Below are 18,036 nucleotides of genomic sequence, written 5' to 3' on the forward strand. Positions count from 1 at the left end.
CACATCCAGCGTTAAACCGGTGCCGGGACGTCCGTCTCGCTGTCGGGGAGTGCGGGCAAAAAATTTCCCAGCGAATTCCCAACCACCCGGGCAACGATCTGCAGCATGTCCATCAAATCGATGTCATCGAACATCAACTGGCTACTGGTGAAAATTGCGGTGTAGCTTTTACCCGTCTCACGCGACACCACCGCCAGGCAGGGATGAATAATCGCGTTACTGTCCTCGTCGCTGAGGTCGGACAGCGTGTTGGCGATCACCGGCAGCGCCACTTTTAGTGCCTCTTCAATCGTGATTTGGCCGGATTTCAATTGGCGTAGAACTTTGATTTCGCCCAACAGCCCAGACAGCAGCGGAAGCAGCTTGCGGGAAACTTTCAACTGTTCAAAAACACTTAACTTGGCCGCGCGATACTTCAGGCCTTTAATTTCAAATTCCATGATTACCCCTTAAAACGTGCCGAGCAGTTGGTCGATCTTGATGCAATCGAACACCCAGGCGACGGTGTTCCCGTCCTTGGCATTCTGCCAATCTGGCTGCTTCTGGAATGCCACACCGCGCGCGGTAGTGACGTCATTACTGGATTTGTTGCGGATCACGATAACGTTGTTCCCCCATGTCTCCGACGAAAGCGACTGGGCGTTATACATCACGGATAATTTCGCGTTCGTCGGGCTGGTTTTGAGCAGGTTCACGGTGATCGTGCCGGATTTGCTCGCATGCAAGCTGTGCATCCCCTCACCATCGGCCCCGGTAGTCATGGTGTTCTTGTTTTCCGACATGGCGACCGTGATCCCCTCGTCGGAGGTCGCAGCACCGTTGCCGAGGTCAATCGAACCGCCTACTCCAGTAAGATTGCCGGACACATCCAAAAAGCTATAAGTTGGCATTTACCGGCTCCTTAGCGGTTAACGTTGATGATGACGTCGCCAAAATGTACGGCGCCGGCCAGCTTGATCCCGACCTGCATCACCGGCGCTTTTCGTGCCTCACGCTCTGCCTGCGCCTGTTGTGCGATCGGCGGTGAGTAGGCGTAATAGCCCTTGGTCAGGGTGTCGCCGGTATTCAGCGCGCCAAAGCTTTCCCCACCCCATACGCCCGGAGCTATCAGGCCATTTTCTGCCCCCTGCGCCAGCGAAGCCTCGACGTTGGTTAGCAGATCAGTGATACCCTCGTCGGTCTGCGGGACTTTCGTCGGACTGGTGTAGAGACGGTTGTAGTAGTTGGTCTGGACGTAGTTCTGCAGCCAGTCGAGGCCGTGTCGTTCGTCGAAGAAGTCGGCGTTACACATCACCCCTTCCTGCAGGATCGCCGTGTCGTTGTCGTAGTTGACGAACACGTTGCAGTTTTTCGCCTGCAGCGTCAGTGCCTGGGTCTGCGTCAGAGTTTCGGCGACGATGCCGGGTTGCTGTTTGAATTTGATGGTGATCGTAGTGCGCCAGCCGGCAAAATTAACGGTAAAGGCACGTCCAAGAATTGACACGGCAGCGTACGGGCTTTGGCTGGAATACTGTACGCATGTGGTGCCAAGGAACGCGGCTTTCAGACGGCTGGCAATGTCCGTGTTGTTGTCAGCATCCAGCACCGCGGTGTTCTGCGTGGTGTGGGCATAGATACGGGAAACGCTGTCAGATTGGATCTGCTCGGCAACTGCCATCACGTCATCATCAGAAATCGTTTCGGCGATATATAGCCCGTACCATTTTGAAGATAAATCGATAAATTTCGCCACGCATTGCTCGATGGTTTCCGCCGGCTGTCGGGCGATAATTTTCGCGCCGGTGCCTTCAAGAATTCCCATTAGCGCGGAAATATCGGTGCCTGTGGCGTTAGGTGTTGCGAATCCAACCGCAGACGCCTCACCGGTGGTTTTCGATGCAACCACAAAGCGCGCGTTATTCGCGTCCCAAATCACGGTTGCCGCAGTCAGTTTTTCCGCCACGCGGGCGGCTACGCCATTCAGATTGGTTTCCGCTGACAGGTCCACGCCGGAAACCGTTTTAACCGTACCGTCAACGCTGATTTTCATCGCGCCATCGGTCACCGCGGTGAAGTTGGTCATCACCTGCTGCGCAGTGGTCAGGATTGCGCCGCGCAACACTGCGGCCGTATCCTCCTTCACCCAGCGGCCGACATATAAGTCGATGGGCTGCGGACGCTGCCAGTAGTACACCTGCGCTGCTTTAGCTTCCGGCGATAAAATACCGAAATCTGTTTGCACACCGGCAATGCCAGAATAGGCGCGCATCCGCTCGCTGGCGTCGATCACCGGTGAAGCACCGATAATCAGCAATGAACCAAAATTTCGAGCCTGCGCAGCGCGCAAGGTCATATTAATCGAGACGCCGACGACGTTTCGAACAGGTAACCCCTGCTGAGCCATAAATTATTCTCCGAAGAATTTAACAGATGCATCCACCAGCGACTTGATGCCGTATTGGCGAATGACTTTGCGGCGCAGGCGCACGGCGATGTCGTACCGGCGCACCCACTGATTGTTGATTAACTCTGGAAGGTTCAGGATCCGCCCGCAGTCCAACAGGGTCAGGTTGACGGCCTGCAGCTCGTCATTGTTCTGAGAGACGAACAGCCCATTACGGAATTGCGTTGCGACTGTCATCCCTTGCGGGCCGTAGAAGCAACACAGAATTTCGATGGTTTCATGCGACCACTGCTCGGCGCTTTCTTCGCCCTGGACATATGCCGGGTAGGCATCGTCAGGCACACTGGTGATGCCGAATGCGCACCAGGTAGTGCCATTCTTTGGTATCTGGATTTGCGGGTCGGTCCAACGCGGATAGACCACGTTTTTATCCAACCCCGTCAGCCCGCGGATCCAGCGGCTAAGCAGTCGCTCCAGTTCCTCATCGTATGCAGGGCCGCCACCTGTGGGGGTGAGATACCCGGGTGTTGTGCTGTCGTTCACTTAACCCCCTTCTTGCCCCACCAGCTCGCAGTGGGCCTGGACAAACCCGGCGCCATAGCGGGTATAGGGGTCTACGAATGTCACCCGGTACAGTCCGCCGTTATACACGACAAGGTCGGCATCAAGGTTAGGGCCATCGGCCGCACTCTTGCGTCCCTGGGTGAGCCTGAATTGCGTCACAATAAGAATGGCCCCGTTGATGTTCTGGCCGGCGGCCATGCGCCTTGCTTCCAGTGACCGATCAACGGTCACCACACCAGAGAACGGGATTTCTTGCTGGGTGTTCACCGGGAAGTTGTCGTCGTCCGTCGTCTGTACCTGCCGGCGGCAAATCAGCGATAGGTCAGCAAAATCCGGATCCAGCAGCACCTCAGTAACGTCGAGTAGCGGCATTATTTATTTACTCCTTACCACGTAAGTTATTGAGCGCAGCAGGTAGCCGTGGGCGTAGAGCGGCTTATCGCCTGGAATGCCCTGGGCGCGGCGGTTGCCCTTCGTCATATCTGAGAGGGGGTGAAGACGATCGCCAGCACCAATGACCGCCTTGGCGCCGTCCCTCGCAATCTGGCCTGCGCTTTCAAGTTCCCGCTGCGCAGCATCCGCATTACCGTTCAGGGCAGCCACGGCCGCCGCCTTCAGGTGCTCGGTGGTTCGCGGTTTGGTGTCCTCGATACCCATGTCCAAAAACGGTCGCGGCGGCAGCGTGACGGTTTGGCCGCCGAGCTGCACCGTGGCACCGGCAGACTGCAGATAACCGATCTCCGCGTTGTTCAGGGCTTCCCCATCCTCGCGCGTGGCGTTGGCCTCTGGTATGCCCACCAGCACATCCATTTTTGAAAGTGAGCGCAAAGACGAGAGAGCCGATTCGGCGTTATCCTTCCTGACCTTAAGCCCGCTTTTCATAGCTGCCGCCCGCCGGCACCGAACATCGTGATCAACTGCCAGAACTCTGCACCGTAGCGCGTGTTGTTCCAGAAACCAGCATCGGGGTTGAGGGTTGAGCTCGTGTCATAACTCACGCTGACCTTATCCACTGATTTTGATGTCTGAACGCCGCTGGCCGAGCCGCCTGAACCACCGACCGCCGCTGAACGCTTATCCTGAGCAAAGAGCGCCATGTAATGGGCCACGAACAACTCCACCAGGTACGGGAAAATCTTGGGGCCAGTAATTTTCTCACTCAGCAGGATGTCCGCCAGGTTAAGGCGAAACTGAATCTGCACCTCTGGGTAGGCGACAGTATCAGCGAATTGCGGGAAGTCTCGGCGAAAGTCTGCAGGCGTGGGCAGTGAATTATTTCTTGGCTGCTCCATTGGTTTTCTCCAGTCTTGCAGTCAACTCTGCCACCTGAGCATTCAGTTCAGAGATCTGATCATTACGCTCAACCAGCCCGGCGGCGGCTGCCTGCAACTGCTCAGTCTGCTCTGCCACCTTGTCCTGTTCCAATTCCAGAAGCCTCTGCAGTTCGGTTACCTTGGCTTCCAACTCAGTGATGCGTTGCGCGCCGACTTCGTCGATATTCGGTTGGGTATAGTCGCCCAGCGCTTCGGTGTGCGCTTCGACAAACCAGTGAGTGGCCACGGCCTCGGGAACATTGTGGCGCCCCTTGCCGAACTCCTGCACCGAATTATCCGCGTGAGTGAGCTTGAAAGGAGTGTGAACGTGGATCGAAACCAGCTTTTCTTTTGTCATTTTCGGAATCCTTCAGGCCCCCGAAGGGGCCGATCTGGTTATCAGATGCCGTCCACATAGGACAGGGTTTCTTTGTACACCGGCTCAACCGCACCAAGCTTGGCGTAGTAGGTGGCAATCTGGTAAAGGCCGCGGTACTGGATCGGCACGCTCTGCAGCGGAACCAGAGGGTAGCGGACATATTTCTTGTCGTTGGTGTAGGCCGTCATGCGGTCTTTGCCACCCACCCCGCGCCCCTTCAGCCATTTAACCGCCTTGATCTCCAGCGGCACGCCGTTTTGGTGGAACGCGATGGTGTTCACGGCCAGATAGGTCAGCAGCGACTGGTTACCTGCTTCAGAAACCTTACGGCTCGCCAGCAGGGAATATTGCTCCGGCGGGATACGCAGATCGGACGGCACGACGGAATAACCCGACGCCGACCAGGAAGCAGCCAGAATGCTGTTCACGCTGTCCAGAATCTCGTCGTTGGTTGACACCGCCCAGGTCTTCGGTGCGTTGTTCAGGTTCACGCCGACGAGGTTGAACAGCCCCTTAAGGCCTAAAGCCGCATCACCGATATACACTTGCTCATCGTTGTCCATCTGCCACTTGAGCTGCATACCCTCATATTTCTGGGTATCGATAGGGCGGCCAACCTGCAGCGCTGCTTTCAGTTCAATAACGGTCCAGCCCAATTCCATGCCCCACAGGTTCAGTGGGTTGCCGTCTTTACCGATATCGACATTCACGCCAGCGATGGCGGTAGAGTCTTTACCGATCCAGTTTTTACCGTTCGGGTTTGCACCCGTACCAGCGGCGCCGAAACTGGTCTTTGTCCAGCTCGAGATATCGTCGGCGATAGAGACATCCTCACGCAGCTGGATATCGCGGCTCCAGGTATACCCCACCAGCGGCAAGTTCAGCGTTTGGTCGAGGCGTTCCAGCTCACCGATGAGAAACGCACCGGAGCTATCAACGGTTGCCTGATCAAAAGTAATCATTCTTTTTCCTTAAATCTTCCAGGAGATTTCGGTGTTGCCGTCGGCATCGCCGGCGCCAGTGAATTCTGCGTTAGGCAGCAAAACGGTTTTGTCGGCAACCAGCGTCGCCATGAAGCCGCCCAACGGAACATCGATAGAGGCATCAGGTGAAACGACGATGTAGACCGGTGCCCCCTTCTTGATGGTGCTGGCGTCCGAACCGACGTTAACGGTCATGTAGCCACGCTTCATTGCGTCGCCGGGGAAGTTCTTGCCAGTGCCAACTTGACGCACCATGTCAGGCTGTGAGGTAGTTGGATAAGGCCGCACATAAATGCCCTTCACTTTATCGGCGGTGTCGCCATCAGCCAGCGGCACGAAAAAGCCATCAGTATCGAGCTTGCCCGCCAAGCCATACGCCGGGAAGGCGTTGTCGGATTTCAGAATCACCGGCTCAACGGTTAAATCCTGCGGGCGAGAGATAGCCCCGGCAATGCCCACAGGCATCCGGTACAGGTATGCAGTCATTGTTTTATCCTTTTCGGTTAGACCAGAAGTCGGCGTTTTGCTTGTTCAAGTCGGAAATTTTTGGGGTGCCGAGATTTGGGCGCGCTGCGTCGCCAGTGGTAGAGCGGGTGTTGCGACCTTTCGCAATTTCAGATACTGCGTTGAAAGCCATATTTACCGACTGTTTCGGCAGTTTGCTGATGTCAGCATCACCCACCACTTGGCGCACCAGAGTTTTTTCAGCGGCCGACAGTACATCGCGCTTAAAGGCGGTTGGCTTCATCTTGCGGCTGAGATCGATGCCGGGAACGATGACCTCTGCGCGGTATGCCGAGTCGCCGGTGATGGTGGTTTCTTCCTCATCGTCCTCACCGTCGCCGGTGGGGTCTTTTTTATCTTTGTCTTCAGGGTCATCGGCGTTATCGCCGGTGGTGGTCCCCTCCAGTTTCGCCAGCAGGGCTTTCAGCAAGGTTTTGATATCGTCCTCACCGTCGCCGGTAACTTTACCGCCCATCTCCGGATCTTTGTCCGGCAAAGGCTGCTGTGGTGAAAGGTTGATATTGAGGTTTACGCCGCTCGGCAAATCCCCCTCATCCCCCGTTACGGCTGCCGGCGCTGAGTCCAGCAGTTCATTCATCGTGTCCGCGTCGCCAGTCTTGGCGGCGAAACGAAGGCGCTGTAGCCAGCTTTTCTTTTGAGTTGCCATTGTGTCTCTGTCTCCAATTGCACAACGATTTCCGGCTCTGCCTTTTGGAACAAGAGCCACATGGTTTCCTGTGATGTCCACCTGGTCAGCTTTGCCAGGGGCCGTTTGTTCGTACTCTGCGTCATAGCCACACGAAACCTGCCGCAGACCGTCGTCGATCAGTTGGATGGCGTATTCGTCTTTAACGATGAGGTCAGCCAGCATCAAATCGGATTGATCACCGGTACCGCGCCTAACGTTCTGTAGATGGCCGTGCGCCAAATCCTTCCAGTTCTGCGGATTGACCAGTCGGATGTTCCCGTCCTCGTCTTCCGGGTGAAGCACCGTAATGCTCATCCCTTCGAATGACGCCAGGGTCGTCGGGTTGAATACCTGCTCAGGTGAACGCGTGACGATGATTTGGCCGGCGGCGTTTGGCGTCAGATTTGGCAGGTCTGCTGCGGCATATACCTGCGTACCGGTTCGGGCGACAGCCACGTCCTTGCACAGCAAGCCACCATCAGCCATTCGATAGCGGGTCTCGCCCAACTGGGTATTGAAGAAATATTTCATGGGTTACCTGCTGAATGGCGGGCATAAAAAAACCGCCCAGCGGCGGCCTGTCATTTTCTTGGTCCGGGTATATGAACCTCAGACCAGCATTTGCAGTTTGGCAGGCATCCTGCATGGCCAGTCATGCCGTCCAGCGTCGGCGGGTTGTGCCAGTACACGAATTTATCCCGCATTTTTTTATGCGAGGGCCGCGTACCGGCCCCCTCGATGCGCCACCAATACCCCTCCGAGCCAACTGACAGCGCGCGGGCCTGCGTGAGTGCGCCAGTAGCGCGCCCGATTTCGGTATGAGCAATCATCTTCGCCCTACCGGCAGCAACGTTGCCTGACTGCATAATCATTTCGTACAGCGCGTCGGGGCGCTCGCCGTTGATGGTTGCCTCTATCGCGCGCTGCTGTATCTCACGGACACGATCTGCGGCTTCCAGCGGCAGGGATTTCATCAACTGGATTTGCCGGTAGACAATGTCCTGCGTCACCTGGCCGATCGGCGTGTTGCCGACCACATCCCGCAACCCCTCCGAAATTTGCTGCGACACTGACTTCCACTGGTTCCACTCTTCACGCTCCACCTGCAGGAACATCTTCTGTCCGACCATTGCCGCCCAGTCATTCAGCACATGCGAATAGTCGATAAGGTGTTCGGAAACAGTGTTAGCGCTTGTCTGGGAACCATCGTAAGAACCAGTTACGATCTGATTTATTTGACTCACTATCCCCAGTAGGCTTTTCTGATACTGGATTTCTGAACGCCGGCGCAGGGCCGGTTTCAAGTTCAGGCTCCTCATACTGCGACTGCGCATTTTCAATATCCTCATCGGTGATCGATGCGCCGATGCCGGTGACGTCAGAGTTTTCGCGCAAATCAGTCATCGCAGCCTTTGGTGTCATCAACCCGTCAGCCAGCGCGGTGCTGATGGCGGTAACGGTGTTCACCGCCACTGTCGAGCGGTCAACGTCGGACATCTGCCAGAGCGGGTTGAACTCAAAGGTGAAATCTTCCGGCAATGGCTTGCCAAGCTCAGATCGGTGCATGATATCCAGCACTCTCCGCAACGGCAGGCGCAGGCGGCGCTCTTGCAACGAGCTGACGCGGTCGTAGTAGTTGGCAAGGTCAGCGTCGCCAGTTGAGAATCCTTTCGGTGACTGTCCGAACAGGCGCACCAATGGGATACCGACAGCGCCACTGATCTGTTCAGCAAACTGCGAAATAACGTCATCCAGCCCGCTGAAACTATACTGATGAGTTTCGAACTTATCCTTGGTATCCATGAGCGTCATACCTTCGTTGCTCTGGAACTGACGGATCAGGTCGATGTTTTTCAGCAATGCCTCGAATGCGGGGCCACCCAGCGCGATGAGTTCCCGAAGTTTCTCCACGCTATAAGTGCGCAGGTGCGCTTTATAGATCAACTGCGCTGCGCCGACAGTGGCGCTATCGAAAGCTGTCAGCCTGTCCCAGATGCGCTCTACAACCGACATCCCCCACTCGTTCTCGGTGATTTTCTGCTGGTAAGGCAGCGTCACGCCGTCAAAGCGGATCAGGCGGCTGTGATGGATACGCCAGGCAGGAATTCCCGCGCCTGTGGTCACCACGTCGTAGAACTCAGGTTTACCGAGATCTGGCCCCATCTCTTTGATGCGCCGGGTCAGCACCGGGTTAATCATCCAACGGTCCAGCGGGAGAATGCCTTTAAACTTGCCCTCTCCAATCGTCTCCAGCCGCAGAGGGGTGAAAGGTGCCTGCCCCTCTATCATGATGAAGCCGACCGCGCCGCCGTAGAGTCGCGACCATTTCAGCACATCGTTCAGTGCATCCCAGATCTGCATCTCGTCCAGCTGCGACTCAATAATGCCGCGGTCTTTTGCATCGATTTCTGACGTGATGCGAATGCCCTTGCGGGTCATATCATCAGGGATGGCGTCCACCGCTTCACCAATCACCCACGACGAGCGATAAGACCATTCAACCATCATGCGGTTGCGGCTGGTGAAGTTCGGCCTGTAGGCTGATGCTGAGTGCTGGTTAGAGGTCTGCATCCCAACACGGGCCACAAAGTTTTCGTAGCCGTCAGCTGTCGCCTGCGCCGTCCTCTTCGTGGTTGCTTTATTTCGTGCCATCAGGCCTGTCTCCCTAGCAGCTCCCAGATATTCAGGGCTGAATTCATTGGCGCGTAACTGATCATCACCGAGTCGGCCAGGTTAGGTGACTTGGTGCCGTCAGGCTGTTTATCCACGACGATTTTCCCCACCCCGTTAATGGAGTAGGTCGGCTGTGAAAGTTCGATAATGAGTTTGTCTTTGCTCTCCATGTTGCTGCTGATGGAGATGATCTCGTCAGGGTCATAAGGCATCTTCTCGACCACTGCACGATAGGTGTTTTGGAACAGCTTGCGCAGTCGCCACCAGCTTTGTGCTTTGGCGTTGGCAAAGAAATCCTTATTCAATCGCGCCGCCTGCCCGTTGTCACCGCGCACGGCTTCATCATCGGGATCGAACACTGCACCACTGCCCCGGAATGGGGTGGCAAGAATCGACGGCCGGCGGGCGGCTTTACGCAGTTCGTTGATAGCGCGTGCGTCACCGCGAACACCGGCCCCCAGCCCGTCCTCATCGAATCGAAATTCTTCGACGCTGTCGGACTCGCAGTAACCAAAAACCTTTTCGACGGATTGGTAAATGTCACTGCCGACACCAGACCACTCGCGGACGTTCTCCAGCAGGAAACCGTGGCGGGTTGAAAATGCGTTTTTGTCCTTACCCTCGTCAGCCACGTCCATCGCACCCAGACGTTTACCGGTTGGTTGTATGCCAAGCTTGATGTGTGCATCGACGGCGGCTTGCACCCAGTCTGACGGGATCAGCACGCCCTCAGCGGAGGCGCTATAGTTGAGGTCGAGTTCCTGCGCTACCACCACCGGGTTATCGATCTTGTCGCATTCTTTGCGATACCAGGCATCATCCTTGCGTGGGTCACTGCGCCAATGAAACGTGAACACCGGGATTCTCCCGCTGTGACGCTTCTGGGCGAAGGGGTTAGCCATGCCGTTCACCGAACTCAGGTCAATGCGGCAGCGCGTGGTTTGCGACAGGGCAGCATCAATCAGCAGCGGGCGCTGCAAGAACGCCGCCTCATCCACCAGGTAAAGCGTGGTGCGGTCACCGCGCCCGATGTTGTCGCCAGCCTCGCCCTTGATTACAGCGCCCGTATCGGGGAATTCAACGCGCATGTAAGGAGCGTGTTTCTTTTCGTTCCAGCTGCCGCGAAACTCTACCGGCAGCGTTTCAACGAATTTGCGTGCCTTCCAGAACAGCGCCTTCGGGTCGCCGGTGCTGTCCACGTACTCCTCTTTACGGGAGCCGAAACCAATCACCATTTCTTTGTTGAACAGACACAACGAGCAGGCCAGGCCGATCGCCGTCCAACTGAGCCCCATCTCGCGGCTCTTTTCTGTAATGCCGTTCTCCATCTTTTCCCGGCGGTCCATTATCCAGTGGATCCACTCCTCCTGTTTCGGGAACAGCAGAAACGGAATGGTCACCGGCAGGCCGTAGTCGATGTTGCGGGGGTCAGTGGTCATCCCCCAGTCGATGATGAACTGGGCCGGGTTGGTGCGGTAGAACTCACGAATAGCCGGCAGTGATTCCGGGTTTGCTCTGATGCGCTGTAGGCGCTCCATCCGCCATTCGAACACCTGGGTGTAATCTGGTTTTTTGAAGTCGAACGGGAATGGGATTGGCATGATTGCAACCTTAAAAAGACTTCAAAGTAAATTTTCACTCAACCCGAAGTGCTCACTTTTTCAGCTATATTTAATTTGCCTAAACCAAAGAAAATATTGCATCCCGATATCTGGAGATTCTATATGTCTGATGAAACCTACAAACCGACACCTGAAGAAGAAGAAACTGCAAGAAAAGTATCCCTGGCTCTTGATGAGTTAATGCAAGGGTTTAATGAGGTTTTGGAAAAACAAGGATTTTCAGGGCTGTATATGAAATCGTTTGAACTATCAAAAAATCCTGGGGCAGCATTTGCCGGAGCCTGTTGCTGTTGTGGGGCAAGTAACGTGTGTTGTAACGGTGCCTGCTAATTTCAAATGTACGGGGGTGTTAAACACCCCCTGTTTACCCCATCATTTTACGATAAAACTCCGCCGCCTCTTCTGTCGTCATGTTGACGCTCTCGGTTTTAACAGGGCCACCGTCCGGGCCACTCAATTCCGTCTTGTTCTTCACCATACCCAGGTGCTGCGCAACCATCTTCAGCGCGTCATCCTGATTGCGGGTGATTACCTCAATTCCGAACTTGCCCTCTTTGATACCAGCGAACAGGCGGCGAGCTGCGCCCTTCAGATCACGAGTGTCGTGGAAATGAGCGCGCCCCTCTCCTGCGCCGTTGCATCGTGGGCAATCAGGGTTCGGATCCAGCGTAGCGTCGAACCCATAACCGCCGTTGTCTCGAGGTGCCGGCTTCTTGGCTGTCTTAGCTTTCTCAGCCGCCTCTTCGTACTCCACGGCATCCCGCCACTGGTACTGAAAGCCGAAACCCCAGCAATGGCGGCAGCATAGCCGGCGATATTCTGTAATCTGGTTTACGTCAGCTGTGGCGATATCCCACCACATTTTCAGGACTGCATCTTGGGTTATCTGCGTCCGTCGTTCACGGGCTTCCAGCGCGTCGCTGATAGCGCGGCTCACCTTAGCGTTTCTATACATCCGGCTTGCGCTGACGTAGGCCGTGTTGCCTTCGCCCTTCCCGCCTGCCCGTTTGTATGCCGCGGTCCTGTTCAGGTCGATGAGGTACTCATTCACGAACCGCCACTGCATATCGTTGAGCCCATATTTGTGCGGGTCTAACCCTGGCTCCTCGTCATCCCCGTAATCGACATACGGAATGATTTCATTGTCCGGGGTGGGTACTTCTGTGTTGGTTTCAGGACTGGTGCACACCTTTCCTTTTTGCGTACCGTTTTTGCGTACCTGCGTACCAGTCTTTTCACTGCGTACCCAGCCATGCTTTTTGGCGCGCTTCCTGATAGCCCCTTCACTGATGCCGTATATCTCTGCCATCTCACGGAGAGAGAGCTGGCCGGCACAGTAATCGCGCTCAAGGCCGCTTTCTTCCGGTTTTGACATAGCGTTCTCCATAAAAAAGCCACCAGCCTCTACCCCACAGCGAGCCGGGTAGATTCGGTGACTTTGCTTTGCGCATTACGCAGCGTCCAGGTGGGCGCTCTGTGATGGGCAATAAAAAACCGCCCGGAGGCGGCTTTGTCTCAAAAGTCTAACTTCTTAAAGACATCTTGAGCTTTCTTTTCTTGCTCTTTTAATGCTGTTTCTTGCGCATCTAGAACTATTTTTTCCTGAAGAATATGCTCTTCATAATTCCGTGTAGCCATAACGAGCTGCTCTTTCAATGCATTAATTTGACTTTGCAATTCAACGAGAGGGCAATTAACAACAAGATAGTTACCCTCAATTCTCGCCCGTCTTTTAGACATTGAAAAATAATTCTTATGGGTCTGTTCGAAGAACGGCAACCAATCACGAGGCGGATGATTATCAAGCTCTAGATAACGCTCACCCATCCCTTCATCAGTACTGCTTCTGTCACTATCTATGCCTATGATTTTCATTTCCATCGTATCCTTGTGTAATCGTCGTGACGTTTAAAATTACAACAAGTTACGGTATCTAAAAAACAAAAGAAATTCCATATGCACCGCCGCTGAGAAAAGTTAATTTTTTCCTAACCTAAAGCGCCAGGCGTTCAGCGTGGCAATTCTGCCGGCACAAATTTGCAGTGAGGTTTGAAGTGCCAGCGTATAGCTAACGGCGTCACCCCATGTGTCGCCGACCAGTTGCGGTTGCTCGCATGGGGTGAATACGGATTCAAGGGGAAGAAGGAACAGCGGCACCGATGGTGGCGCTGTTGGCCGGGCGCAGGAGCTCAAGCACAGCGCCAGGCATCCGCTTAGCAGCGCAGGCGTCATTTTTAAGTGCATCACGTAATTTCCTCTGAGCGGCATCGTGCTGCTGGCGTAGTTGCTGTTCTTGCTGCAGCTGAGCCGCCATCAGCGCACGGTTCTGTGCGTCCTGTGTCTGCAGCGTGACAATAAGCCCAGCCTGCCGGTCAAGCGTCTTTTTCTGCTCTTCCGCTACCTGTTGTGCCCGTGCTAAATCTTTGCGGTAACCCAGGTTGCTGAGGGCGAGCCATGTGTACAGCCCGAGAACTGCGGCCACCAGTAACGCTTTGCCGTTAGGCAGTGGGAACCAATTCATTGGAATGCCAGGCATGCCCGCTCAAATCGTTCTTGGCGGTCTGCCAGCCCATTCTTTCCGCCGTTAATCAGTAGCGTTACCCGTTCAACATCGCCTGCGTACTGGCCGTACTTCCTTGAAGTCCAGAACCAGCCTGCGGAGCGCATCGCATATTCGTCCCTTTCCAGTAGTTCGGGTACCAGAAGCAGATCGGTTTTGACGCCGGCGCTGCAGGCTCGGTAATTATCCAGCCCTGTAATCTGTATCAGTCCACGCCCACGATATTTCCAGCCGTCGCTCGGCCCTTTGTTACCCAGGCGGGAGCCGTAAACCAGATTGGCGATCGCCGCCTGGCGATTCACCGGCACCACCGATTCGCCGCGCTGGCGCCCCAGCATTTTGCATTGCTCCGCCGTCAGCCGCTTGGCTTTCGATTTGGGGCCGAATGTGGCGATCAGGCCATCAACGCTGTAGTTGAATGATTCCGCAGTAGCGGTAAAACCTGCCGATTCATGCCCCACCTGAGCGATAAACATCGCCTGTTCCATCGGAGAAGTGATTCCGAATTCAGTGAAGGTTGTTTCCAGATGCGGAAACCAGCGCGCGGCCAGTCCGGCGCCAATACCGGCCGCCTCTTTGAATTGGTCTTTTGTCATGAATTATTCCTGAGTTGGGGAACCGGTACGGTTATTCATGATGCGACGCAACAAATTTCCGAAATAGTCGACACCGGCATAACCGATAAACATGCTGCCGAGATAGGCATACTTGGAATCCCAACCTATGGCGGTCAGGCAGTCCTTAATGAAATAGGCGGCTAATGCGCACATGGCGGCATCGATGAGCCGGCGAGCCCAGCCATCGCGGCCAACGTAGGCGCTTCGTAGCAACGCCATAAGCGCAGCGGTAGCCGCATAACCGCCGCCCTCTTTGTGAGCTGCAAGCCATGCGATCAGTTGCACCCATAAGTCGGGGTTTTTATCAGGCATTTTCATGTCCTCCCCCTATCGGGGTTCTCCCGTTCACGGGTGATAAATATAAAAAAACCCGCATAGCGGGTTTCGGATTGATTGGTATTTAGGGTTGCTTATTTTCTTTGTTTTGGGCTCGGACTAAATTTCGACTTCAAACCTTTCCGGGACTTTTGCGTATCCGGAAATAATTCACACATAATATCCGTGCAATGAGAAAGTGCTTCAGTAGCTACTTTCATAGCAAGCCAAATGTAGCCAAAATCCACATCATTAAAACACCCTGTCCCTCTACCATTTGGCTCAGCCCTGTAGTATGACATTGGCAATATATGGGTATAATGTGACAAGAAATCGAAATAAACTTTAAATTCTTTAATATCCTCCCCTAACTCGCTTAAGATTTCATCACGAGTCTGGAGCATCATTGCCTTACCCGCCAAGCATCGCTTACGCGTTCCAGCATCTAATGTATTAAAATATTCATTATTAATTAATCTTTCAGAAATTTGTTCTCTTTGTTCCTCATAGAACTCGCCCCCTCCATCAGAATCAGCCATTAACTCTAGCCTTTTTATGCAATCATTCATATGCATAACATTCAATTTAGCTCGCCATTCATTTTCTGAAGTTGGTTTTTTTGAAATATAATAAAATAGCAACCTTGCTTCGATTATTGCTCTAACATAGGGCGCTACCAACGACAAATCCCAAAGCTCATAATCTCTTTTTCCCCATCGAGAACCAGGAACGTTGCCAATCATAATTCCAGCATTTACGCAAATTCGCATGAATATATATGTTGACCAAGCCTTGTAAGCTTCATTTTCTTCCATATAGCGCACGCCCACAGCTTGACTCACTGCTTTAGCCTCACTAACAGCAATATCAAGACTTCTGAGCGCTAAATAAAAATCCTCTTTGCTTATATCAGCATGAGTAACATCGCCATCTGTCATTACCATCATCCATTTCATTTGAAAGCATGATGAATATCATAAATCAGAAATTTAAATGTAGTAACAAAAAACCCGCTCAGTGGCGGGTTCTTGTCTGGTCACGCATACATAAATGGCAGCGTATATCGAAATACTGGACCATTGGACCAAAGATGTCAACACGTTCGCATCAATTTCTTCTTTTTTCGCTCCTGTTCGCGATCGATAAACGCATCTTGCAAAGGCTGATACAACAAATATTCTGCTGCACACAGTATTTCAACCACTTCCCGCCTGCAGGTTCGGTGTGACGGCTTACGATAGGCTGGCGCTCCACACCGACGGGCCATCTGCCGGGGCTTTGCTACAGCATGGTAGTAGTTTGCGAGCGCCCTATCAGATGAGCCATGTACGTAACGGCTCAGCAGTAAGCCAAACGCTCGGCGATCGATGGCATGCAGTTTGTCCACAACGCGGGTGATCAGCATACCGTCGTCATCGTTGCAGATTGGGCGCTCTGGATAATTACTCGGCTCAACCGTTGCCATGTACTCTGCGATGATACTGCTCTGTCGGCGTTCCAGTCGCCCTGTATAAACCCATGCGCCCCACCGCTCCAGCCAAGGATGTAGCCAAGCCTCTTGTTCTTCCGTCAGTTTCAGGCCGTCAGCATTCATAGCTTGCCCTCCTTGCGCAAAATGGCCTGTGTGCGAAAAACTCCTTCGGCGTGAAAAAGACGAAGCTCCTCGCGGCTATATTCGGTTTTGGTTCGCCCATCGCAGGCATCATGGCACTCGCTACATCCCCATGCTGCCTGCACATCGTCGGGCTTAATCCCTGTGCCACAGGTTCCCGCCATGCGGTAATGTGTTAATACGGTGGTTTCTGGGTTGAAATTACAAAACCCAGGGATCCGTATTTGGCAGTCGCGGCCACGGGCTTCTTTTGTTAATTTGCTCACGATGCATACCCCATAAGCTGGGCAGCTGCGTTTTCTGCGGATTGTTGATCGGGGAATGTGCGGAATAGGATGTAGTTCCAGAGCACATCGAGCACGGCTTTGTAAAACTCGCCGAACTCGATATCGTCCATCTTCGCGAACGAGATCGACTTGGGTTCTTTGCGGGTGGTGCCATCTGGCATGATGAATTCGACGTAGAAACCGGCCTGAATAGTTACCCAGGCGCGGAACGCTTCGAAGGATTTTGCGGCGCTGATATTTCCGGCGCGTTTCTCTGCGACATCTGCTAGATATTCATCAACGGCCGCCTGTAAAGCCTCTTCGCTACCTGCGTAGTAAGCCAGGAATTTGACGTATCCATTCACCAGCGCCTTATCTGCCGGAGATATGGCACCGCCCGTGGGCTGCCAGTAATCGAAGCCGAGGTTCAGAAGCGAGAAAAGCTTGCGGTGAAAAGCCGGATTGCGTGCCTGTTTGAAGTCGGCGTAAAGAACGGAACCGACCTTTTTGGATCGCAAGAAGTCCCTGGCATCCCGGGTTGCGGGTACCAGCATATCGCCTGCTGTTTTGATATATGAATACTGCGCCATTGGGTGTTCTCCGGTGGCGCAGCAGTTGTTCAGAATTTGAATGGGCTGGGTGTTCAGTCCAGCCCATTAATTATAGCGCGTTTCCATCGGGTCTTACAATCGAATAACCGGCGGATTTTGCCAAATCAATCAACGCGTTAAATGATGCTATGTGCTCGTTTTCCTTAACGATGCGAGTGCCAGCTATGACGCCGTTATCGCAAGTAATTACAATTCGTCCGGTGCTGGGAAGTGATTTAAGTAAATCTTTAATATCAATCAATTAACTGTCTCTTTATTGTGTGCTGCGAGTTTATTAAACCAAAGCACTGTACAAATAAACAGTCACTGGTTTTGTGTCACGCCTCAAACAAAAAAACCGCCAAGTGGAGAGGTTTTTTAGTCAGCATCGAATCCCGTCAAATCTTTGATTTTTTTCTTGGCAAAACCTGTGGCCAAGCTTTTCGCAATACCAATCAATGACTGGATGCTGGCCACATCTTTGAATTCCGTTTTCACCGTTTCCCAAACCTCCTTTTGTCTAAGGTTGGTAATGAATTCATGACCCGAAGTCGTTAACCGAAGTGGCATTTCACCCCATGAATACCCATCGTCCGCTCGAGCGTATAAACCAAATCCACTACCACCGTCAGCCCGAGCAATCATACCCTGCTCGTAAAGAAGCCGAATGTGGAAAATAAATTCATCTGTGTTGTAATCAAATCCTTGATCTGCAAGTTCATTAATATCGGTTTCTGGCCCGGGGTTATCCTCAAAAGCCAACAGCAAATTTTTGATATATTCTTGGTTTATTCTCATGCTATTTCCTCTGTGTATTTTTTTCTTTGACTCCACTTAAATTTAGCACTTAATTTTTAATCTGATTGCGGGATATAACCTATTTTTAAATTAATTCAACAAGTTAATTTATTGAGGCTTTTTTTAAGTTATATCCCAAAACAGCAATTTTTGAGAAGCTCGCTCTCGG

The 18,036-nt window shown here is 53.3% G+C and carries 25 protein-coding genes; 1 reads left to right on the forward strand and 24 read right to left on the reverse strand.

Going from position 1 to position 18,036, the window contains the following annotated elements; genetic code table 11:
- Nucleotides 1–11 precede the first annotated feature (11 nt).
- From SERAS12_RS13955 to SERAS12_RS14020, 14 genes are all read right to left on the reverse strand, one after another.
- Nucleotides 12–440 carry a phage tail assembly chaperone gene (locus tag SERAS12_RS13955; RefSeq protein ID WP_013813261.1) on the reverse strand — a complete coding sequence of 143 codons (429 nt, stop codon included), beginning with the start codon at nucleotides 438–440 and terminating at the stop codon, nucleotides 12–14.
- Between the two features lie 9 nt (nucleotides 441–449).
- Nucleotides 450–890, reverse strand: a complete 441-nt coding sequence (locus SERAS12_RS13960; protein WP_013813262.1) for a DUF3277 family protein — start codon at nucleotides 888–890, stop codon at nucleotides 450–452.
- 11 nt (nucleotides 891–901) lie between these two features.
- Nucleotides 902–2,383: a DUF3383 domain-containing protein gene (locus SERAS12_RS13965; protein WP_013813263.1), complete on the reverse strand. Its 1,482-nt coding sequence runs from the start codon at nucleotides 2,381–2,383 to the stop codon at nucleotides 902–904.
- Between the two features lie 3 nt (nucleotides 2,384–2,386).
- Nucleotides 2,387–2,827, reverse strand: a complete 441-nt coding sequence (locus SERAS12_RS13970; protein ID WP_041416596.1) for a hypothetical protein — start codon at nucleotides 2,825–2,827, stop codon at nucleotides 2,387–2,389.
- A gap of 99 nt (nucleotides 2,828–2,926) precedes the next feature.
- The gene (locus tag SERAS12_RS13975) at nucleotides 2,927–3,319 is read right to left on the reverse strand and encodes a hypothetical protein (RefSeq protein ID WP_013813265.1); all 393 of its coding nucleotides are present in this window, start codon (nucleotides 3,317–3,319) and stop codon (nucleotides 2,927–2,929) included.
- A 3-nt stretch (nucleotides 3,320–3,322) separates the two neighbouring features.
- Nucleotides 3,323–3,829 carry a hypothetical protein gene (locus SERAS12_RS13980; protein WP_013813266.1) on the reverse strand — a complete coding sequence of 169 codons (507 nt, stop codon included), beginning with the start codon at nucleotides 3,827–3,829 and terminating at the stop codon, nucleotides 3,323–3,325.
- Complete coding sequence (locus tag SERAS12_RS13985) at nucleotides 3,826–4,239, reverse strand: DUF4054 domain-containing protein (RefSeq protein ID WP_013813267.1); 414 nt, start codon at nucleotides 4,237–4,239, stop codon at nucleotides 3,826–3,828. Before SERAS12_RS13985 ends, SERAS12_RS13980 begins: the two co-directional genes overlap by 4 nt.
- The gene (locus SERAS12_RS13990) at nucleotides 4,220–4,618 is read right to left on the reverse strand and encodes a hypothetical protein (protein ID WP_013813268.1); all 399 of its coding nucleotides are present in this window, start codon (nucleotides 4,616–4,618) and stop codon (nucleotides 4,220–4,222) included. The genes SERAS12_RS13985 and SERAS12_RS13990 overlap by 20 nt, the downstream gene beginning before the upstream one ends.
- Before the next feature lie 41 nt (nucleotides 4,619–4,659).
- On the reverse strand, nucleotides 4,660–5,601 hold the full coding sequence (locus SERAS12_RS13995) for a DUF2184 domain-containing protein (RefSeq protein WP_013813269.1): 942 nt from the start codon (nucleotides 5,599–5,601) through the stop codon (nucleotides 4,660–4,662).
- A 9-nt stretch (nucleotides 5,602–5,610) separates the two neighbouring features.
- A complete protein-coding gene (locus SERAS12_RS14000; RefSeq protein WP_013813270.1) occupies nucleotides 5,611–6,108 on the reverse strand; it encodes a hypothetical protein in 498 nt (165 codons plus the stop codon).
- Nucleotides 6,109–6,112: 4 nt separating this feature from the next.
- Nucleotides 6,113–7,345, reverse strand: coding sequence for a DUF2213 domain-containing protein (locus SERAS12_RS14005; RefSeq protein WP_013813271.1), 1,233 nt, complete (start codon nucleotides 7,343–7,345; stop codon nucleotides 6,113–6,115).
- 50 nt (nucleotides 7,346–7,395) lie between these two features.
- Nucleotides 7,396–7,944: a phage minor head protein gene (locus SERAS12_RS14010; protein ID WP_041416155.1), complete on the reverse strand. Its 549-nt coding sequence runs from the start codon at nucleotides 7,942–7,944 to the stop codon at nucleotides 7,396–7,398.
- A 55-nt stretch (nucleotides 7,945–7,999) separates the two neighbouring features.
- A complete protein-coding gene (locus SERAS12_RS14015; protein ID WP_013813273.1) occupies nucleotides 8,000–9,466 on the reverse strand; it encodes a DUF1073 domain-containing protein in 1,467 nt (488 codons plus the stop codon).
- A complete protein-coding gene (locus SERAS12_RS14020; protein WP_013813274.1) occupies nucleotides 9,466–11,088 on the reverse strand; it encodes a hypothetical protein in 1,623 nt (540 codons plus the stop codon). Before SERAS12_RS14020 ends, SERAS12_RS14015 begins: the two co-directional genes overlap by 1 nt.
- Before the next feature lie 123 nt (nucleotides 11,089–11,211).
- Here SERAS12_RS14020 and SERAS12_RS25660 point away from each other — a divergent pair, with 123 nt between their 5' ends.
- Nucleotides 11,212–11,439 carry a hypothetical protein gene (locus SERAS12_RS25660; RefSeq protein ID WP_013813275.1) on the forward strand — a complete coding sequence of 76 codons (228 nt, stop codon included), beginning with the start codon at nucleotides 11,212–11,214 and terminating at the stop codon, nucleotides 11,437–11,439.
- Between the two features lie 34 nt (nucleotides 11,440–11,473).
- Here SERAS12_RS25660 and SERAS12_RS14025 read toward each other — a convergent pair whose 3' ends face one another.
- The 10 genes from SERAS12_RS14025 to SERAS12_RS14075 form a co-directional block, all read right to left on the reverse strand.
- Nucleotides 11,474–12,484, reverse strand: coding sequence for a terminase small subunit (locus SERAS12_RS14025; protein ID WP_013813276.1), 1,011 nt, complete (start codon nucleotides 12,482–12,484; stop codon nucleotides 11,474–11,476).
- A 140-nt stretch (nucleotides 12,485–12,624) separates the two neighbouring features.
- Nucleotides 12,625–12,990, reverse strand: coding sequence for a hypothetical protein (locus tag SERAS12_RS14030; protein ID WP_239440935.1), 366 nt, complete (start codon nucleotides 12,988–12,990; stop codon nucleotides 12,625–12,627).
- A gap of 250 nt (nucleotides 12,991–13,240) precedes the next feature.
- Complete coding sequence (locus tag SERAS12_RS14040) at nucleotides 13,241–13,645, reverse strand: DUF2570 domain-containing protein (RefSeq protein ID WP_013813278.1); 405 nt, start codon at nucleotides 13,643–13,645, stop codon at nucleotides 13,241–13,243.
- Complete coding sequence (locus SERAS12_RS14045; RefSeq protein WP_013813279.1) at nucleotides 13,627–14,265, reverse strand: glycoside hydrolase family 19 protein; 639 nt, start codon at nucleotides 14,263–14,265, stop codon at nucleotides 13,627–13,629. The genes SERAS12_RS14040 and SERAS12_RS14045 overlap by 19 nt, the downstream gene beginning before the upstream one ends.
- 3 nt (nucleotides 14,266–14,268) lie before the next feature.
- Nucleotides 14,269–14,598, reverse strand: coding sequence for a phage holin, lambda family (locus SERAS12_RS14050; protein WP_013813280.1), 330 nt, complete (start codon nucleotides 14,596–14,598; stop codon nucleotides 14,269–14,271).
- Nucleotides 14,599–14,696: 98 nt separating this feature from the next.
- Nucleotides 14,697–15,539 carry a hypothetical protein gene (locus tag SERAS12_RS14055; RefSeq protein ID WP_013813281.1) on the reverse strand — a complete coding sequence of 281 codons (843 nt, stop codon included), beginning with the start codon at nucleotides 15,537–15,539 and terminating at the stop codon, nucleotides 14,697–14,699.
- Nucleotides 15,540–15,694: 155 nt separating this feature from the next.
- Nucleotides 15,695–16,195 (reverse strand): antiterminator Q family protein, encoded by a 501-nt coding sequence (locus tag SERAS12_RS14060; protein WP_013813282.1) that lies wholly within the window; start codon nucleotides 16,193–16,195, stop codon nucleotides 15,695–15,697.
- Nucleotides 16,192–16,479 (reverse strand): DUF1364 domain-containing protein, encoded by a 288-nt coding sequence (locus tag SERAS12_RS25670; protein ID WP_013813283.1) that lies wholly within the window; start codon nucleotides 16,477–16,479, stop codon nucleotides 16,192–16,194. Before SERAS12_RS25670 ends, SERAS12_RS14060 begins: the two co-directional genes overlap by 4 nt.
- The gene (locus SERAS12_RS14070; protein WP_013813284.1) at nucleotides 16,476–17,069 is read right to left on the reverse strand and encodes a DUF1367 family protein; all 594 of its coding nucleotides are present in this window, start codon (nucleotides 17,067–17,069) and stop codon (nucleotides 16,476–16,478) included. The genes SERAS12_RS25670 and SERAS12_RS14070 overlap by 4 nt, the downstream gene beginning before the upstream one ends.
- A 378-nt stretch (nucleotides 17,070–17,447) precedes the next feature.
- Nucleotides 17,448–17,867, reverse strand: coding sequence for a DUF2513 domain-containing protein (locus SERAS12_RS14075; RefSeq protein ID WP_013813285.1), 420 nt, complete (start codon nucleotides 17,865–17,867; stop codon nucleotides 17,448–17,450).
- Between the last annotated feature and the right edge of the window lie 169 nt (nucleotides 17,868–18,036).

This window comes from Serratia sp. AS12, assembly GCF_000214195.1.
Lineage (GTDB): Bacteria > Pseudomonadota > Gammaproteobacteria > Enterobacterales > Enterobacteriaceae > Serratia > Serratia plymuthica.

Bases quoted from the DNA above. Each gene is read 5' to 3' on its own strand.
- SERAS12_RS14020 (WP_013813274.1), bottom strand. From the start codon at position 11,088: ATGCCAATCCCATTCCCGTTCGACTTCAAAAAACCAGATTACACCCAG.
- SERAS12_RS14055 (WP_013813281.1), bottom strand. From the start codon at position 15,539: ATGACAGATGGCGATGTTACTCATGCTGATATAAGCAAAGAGGATTTT.
- SERAS12_RS14000 (WP_013813270.1), bottom strand. From the start codon at position 6,108: ATGACTGCATACCTGTACCGGATGCCTGTGGGCATTGCCGGGGCTATC.
- SERAS12_RS14010 (WP_041416155.1), bottom strand. From the start codon at position 7,944: ATGGTCGGACAGAAGATGTTCCTGCAGGTGGAGCGTGAAGAGTGGAAC.
- SERAS12_RS13975 (WP_013813265.1), bottom strand. From the start codon at position 3,319: ATGCCGCTACTCGACGTTACTGAGGTGCTGCTGGATCCGGATTTTGCT.
- SERAS12_RS13990 (WP_013813268.1), bottom strand. From the start codon at position 4,618: ATGACAAAAGAAAAGCTGGTTTCGATCCACGTTCACACTCCTTTCAAG.
- SERAS12_RS13995 (WP_013813269.1), bottom strand. From the start codon at position 5,601: ATGATTACTTTTGATCAGGCAACCGTTGATAGCTCCGGTGCGTTTCTC.
- SERAS12_RS14015 (WP_013813273.1), bottom strand. From the start codon at position 9,466: ATGGCACGAAATAAAGCAACCACGAAGAGGACGGCGCAGGCGACAGCT.
- SERAS12_RS14050 (WP_013813280.1), bottom strand. From the start codon at position 14,598: ATGCCTGATAAAAACCCCGACTTATGGGTGCAACTGATCGCATGGCTT.
- SERAS12_RS13980 (WP_013813266.1), bottom strand. From the start codon at position 3,829: ATGAAAAGCGGGCTTAAGGTCAGGAAGGATAACGCCGAATCGGCTCTC.
- SERAS12_RS14045 (WP_013813279.1), bottom strand. From the start codon at position 14,265: ATGACAAAAGACCAATTCAAAGAGGCGGCCGGTATTGGCGCCGGACTG.
- SERAS12_RS14025 (WP_013813276.1), bottom strand. From the start codon at position 12,484: ATGTCAAAACCGGAAGAAAGCGGCCTTGAGCGCGATTACTGTGCCGGC.
- SERAS12_RS14075 (WP_013813285.1), bottom strand. From the start codon at position 17,867: ATGAGAATAAACCAAGAATATATCAAAAATTTGCTGTTGGCTTTTGAG.
- SERAS12_RS14005 (WP_013813271.1), bottom strand. From the start codon at position 7,345: ATGAAATATTTCTTCAATACCCAGTTGGGCGAGACCCGCTATCGAATG.
- SERAS12_RS14060 (WP_013813282.1), bottom strand. From the start codon at position 16,195: ATGAATGCTGACGGCCTGAAACTGACGGAAGAACAAGAGGCTTGGCTA.
- SERAS12_RS14070 (WP_013813284.1), bottom strand. From the start codon at position 17,069: ATGGCGCAGTATTCATATATCAAAACAGCAGGCGATATGCTGGTACCC.
- SERAS12_RS13960 (WP_013813262.1), bottom strand. From the start codon at position 890: ATGCCAACTTATAGCTTTTTGGATGTGTCCGGCAATCTTACTGGAGTA.
- SERAS12_RS14030 (WP_239440935.1), bottom strand. From the start codon at position 12,990: ATGGAAATGAAAATCATAGGCATAGATAGTGACAGAAGCAGTACTGAT.
- SERAS12_RS13985 (WP_013813267.1), bottom strand. From the start codon at position 4,239: ATGGAGCAGCCAAGAAATAATTCACTGCCCACGCCTGCAGACTTTCGC.
- SERAS12_RS14040 (WP_013813278.1), bottom strand. From the start codon at position 13,645: ATGCCTGGCATTCCAATGAATTGGTTCCCACTGCCTAACGGCAAAGCG.
- SERAS12_RS25660 (WP_013813275.1), top strand. From the start codon at position 11,212: ATGTCTGATGAAACCTACAAACCGACACCTGAAGAAGAAGAAACTGCA.
- SERAS12_RS13965 (WP_013813263.1), bottom strand. From the start codon at position 2,383: ATGGCTCAGCAGGGGTTACCTGTTCGAAACGTCGTCGGCGTCTCGATT.
- SERAS12_RS13955 (WP_013813261.1), bottom strand. From the start codon at position 440: ATGGAATTTGAAATTAAAGGCCTGAAGTATCGCGCGGCCAAGTTAAGT.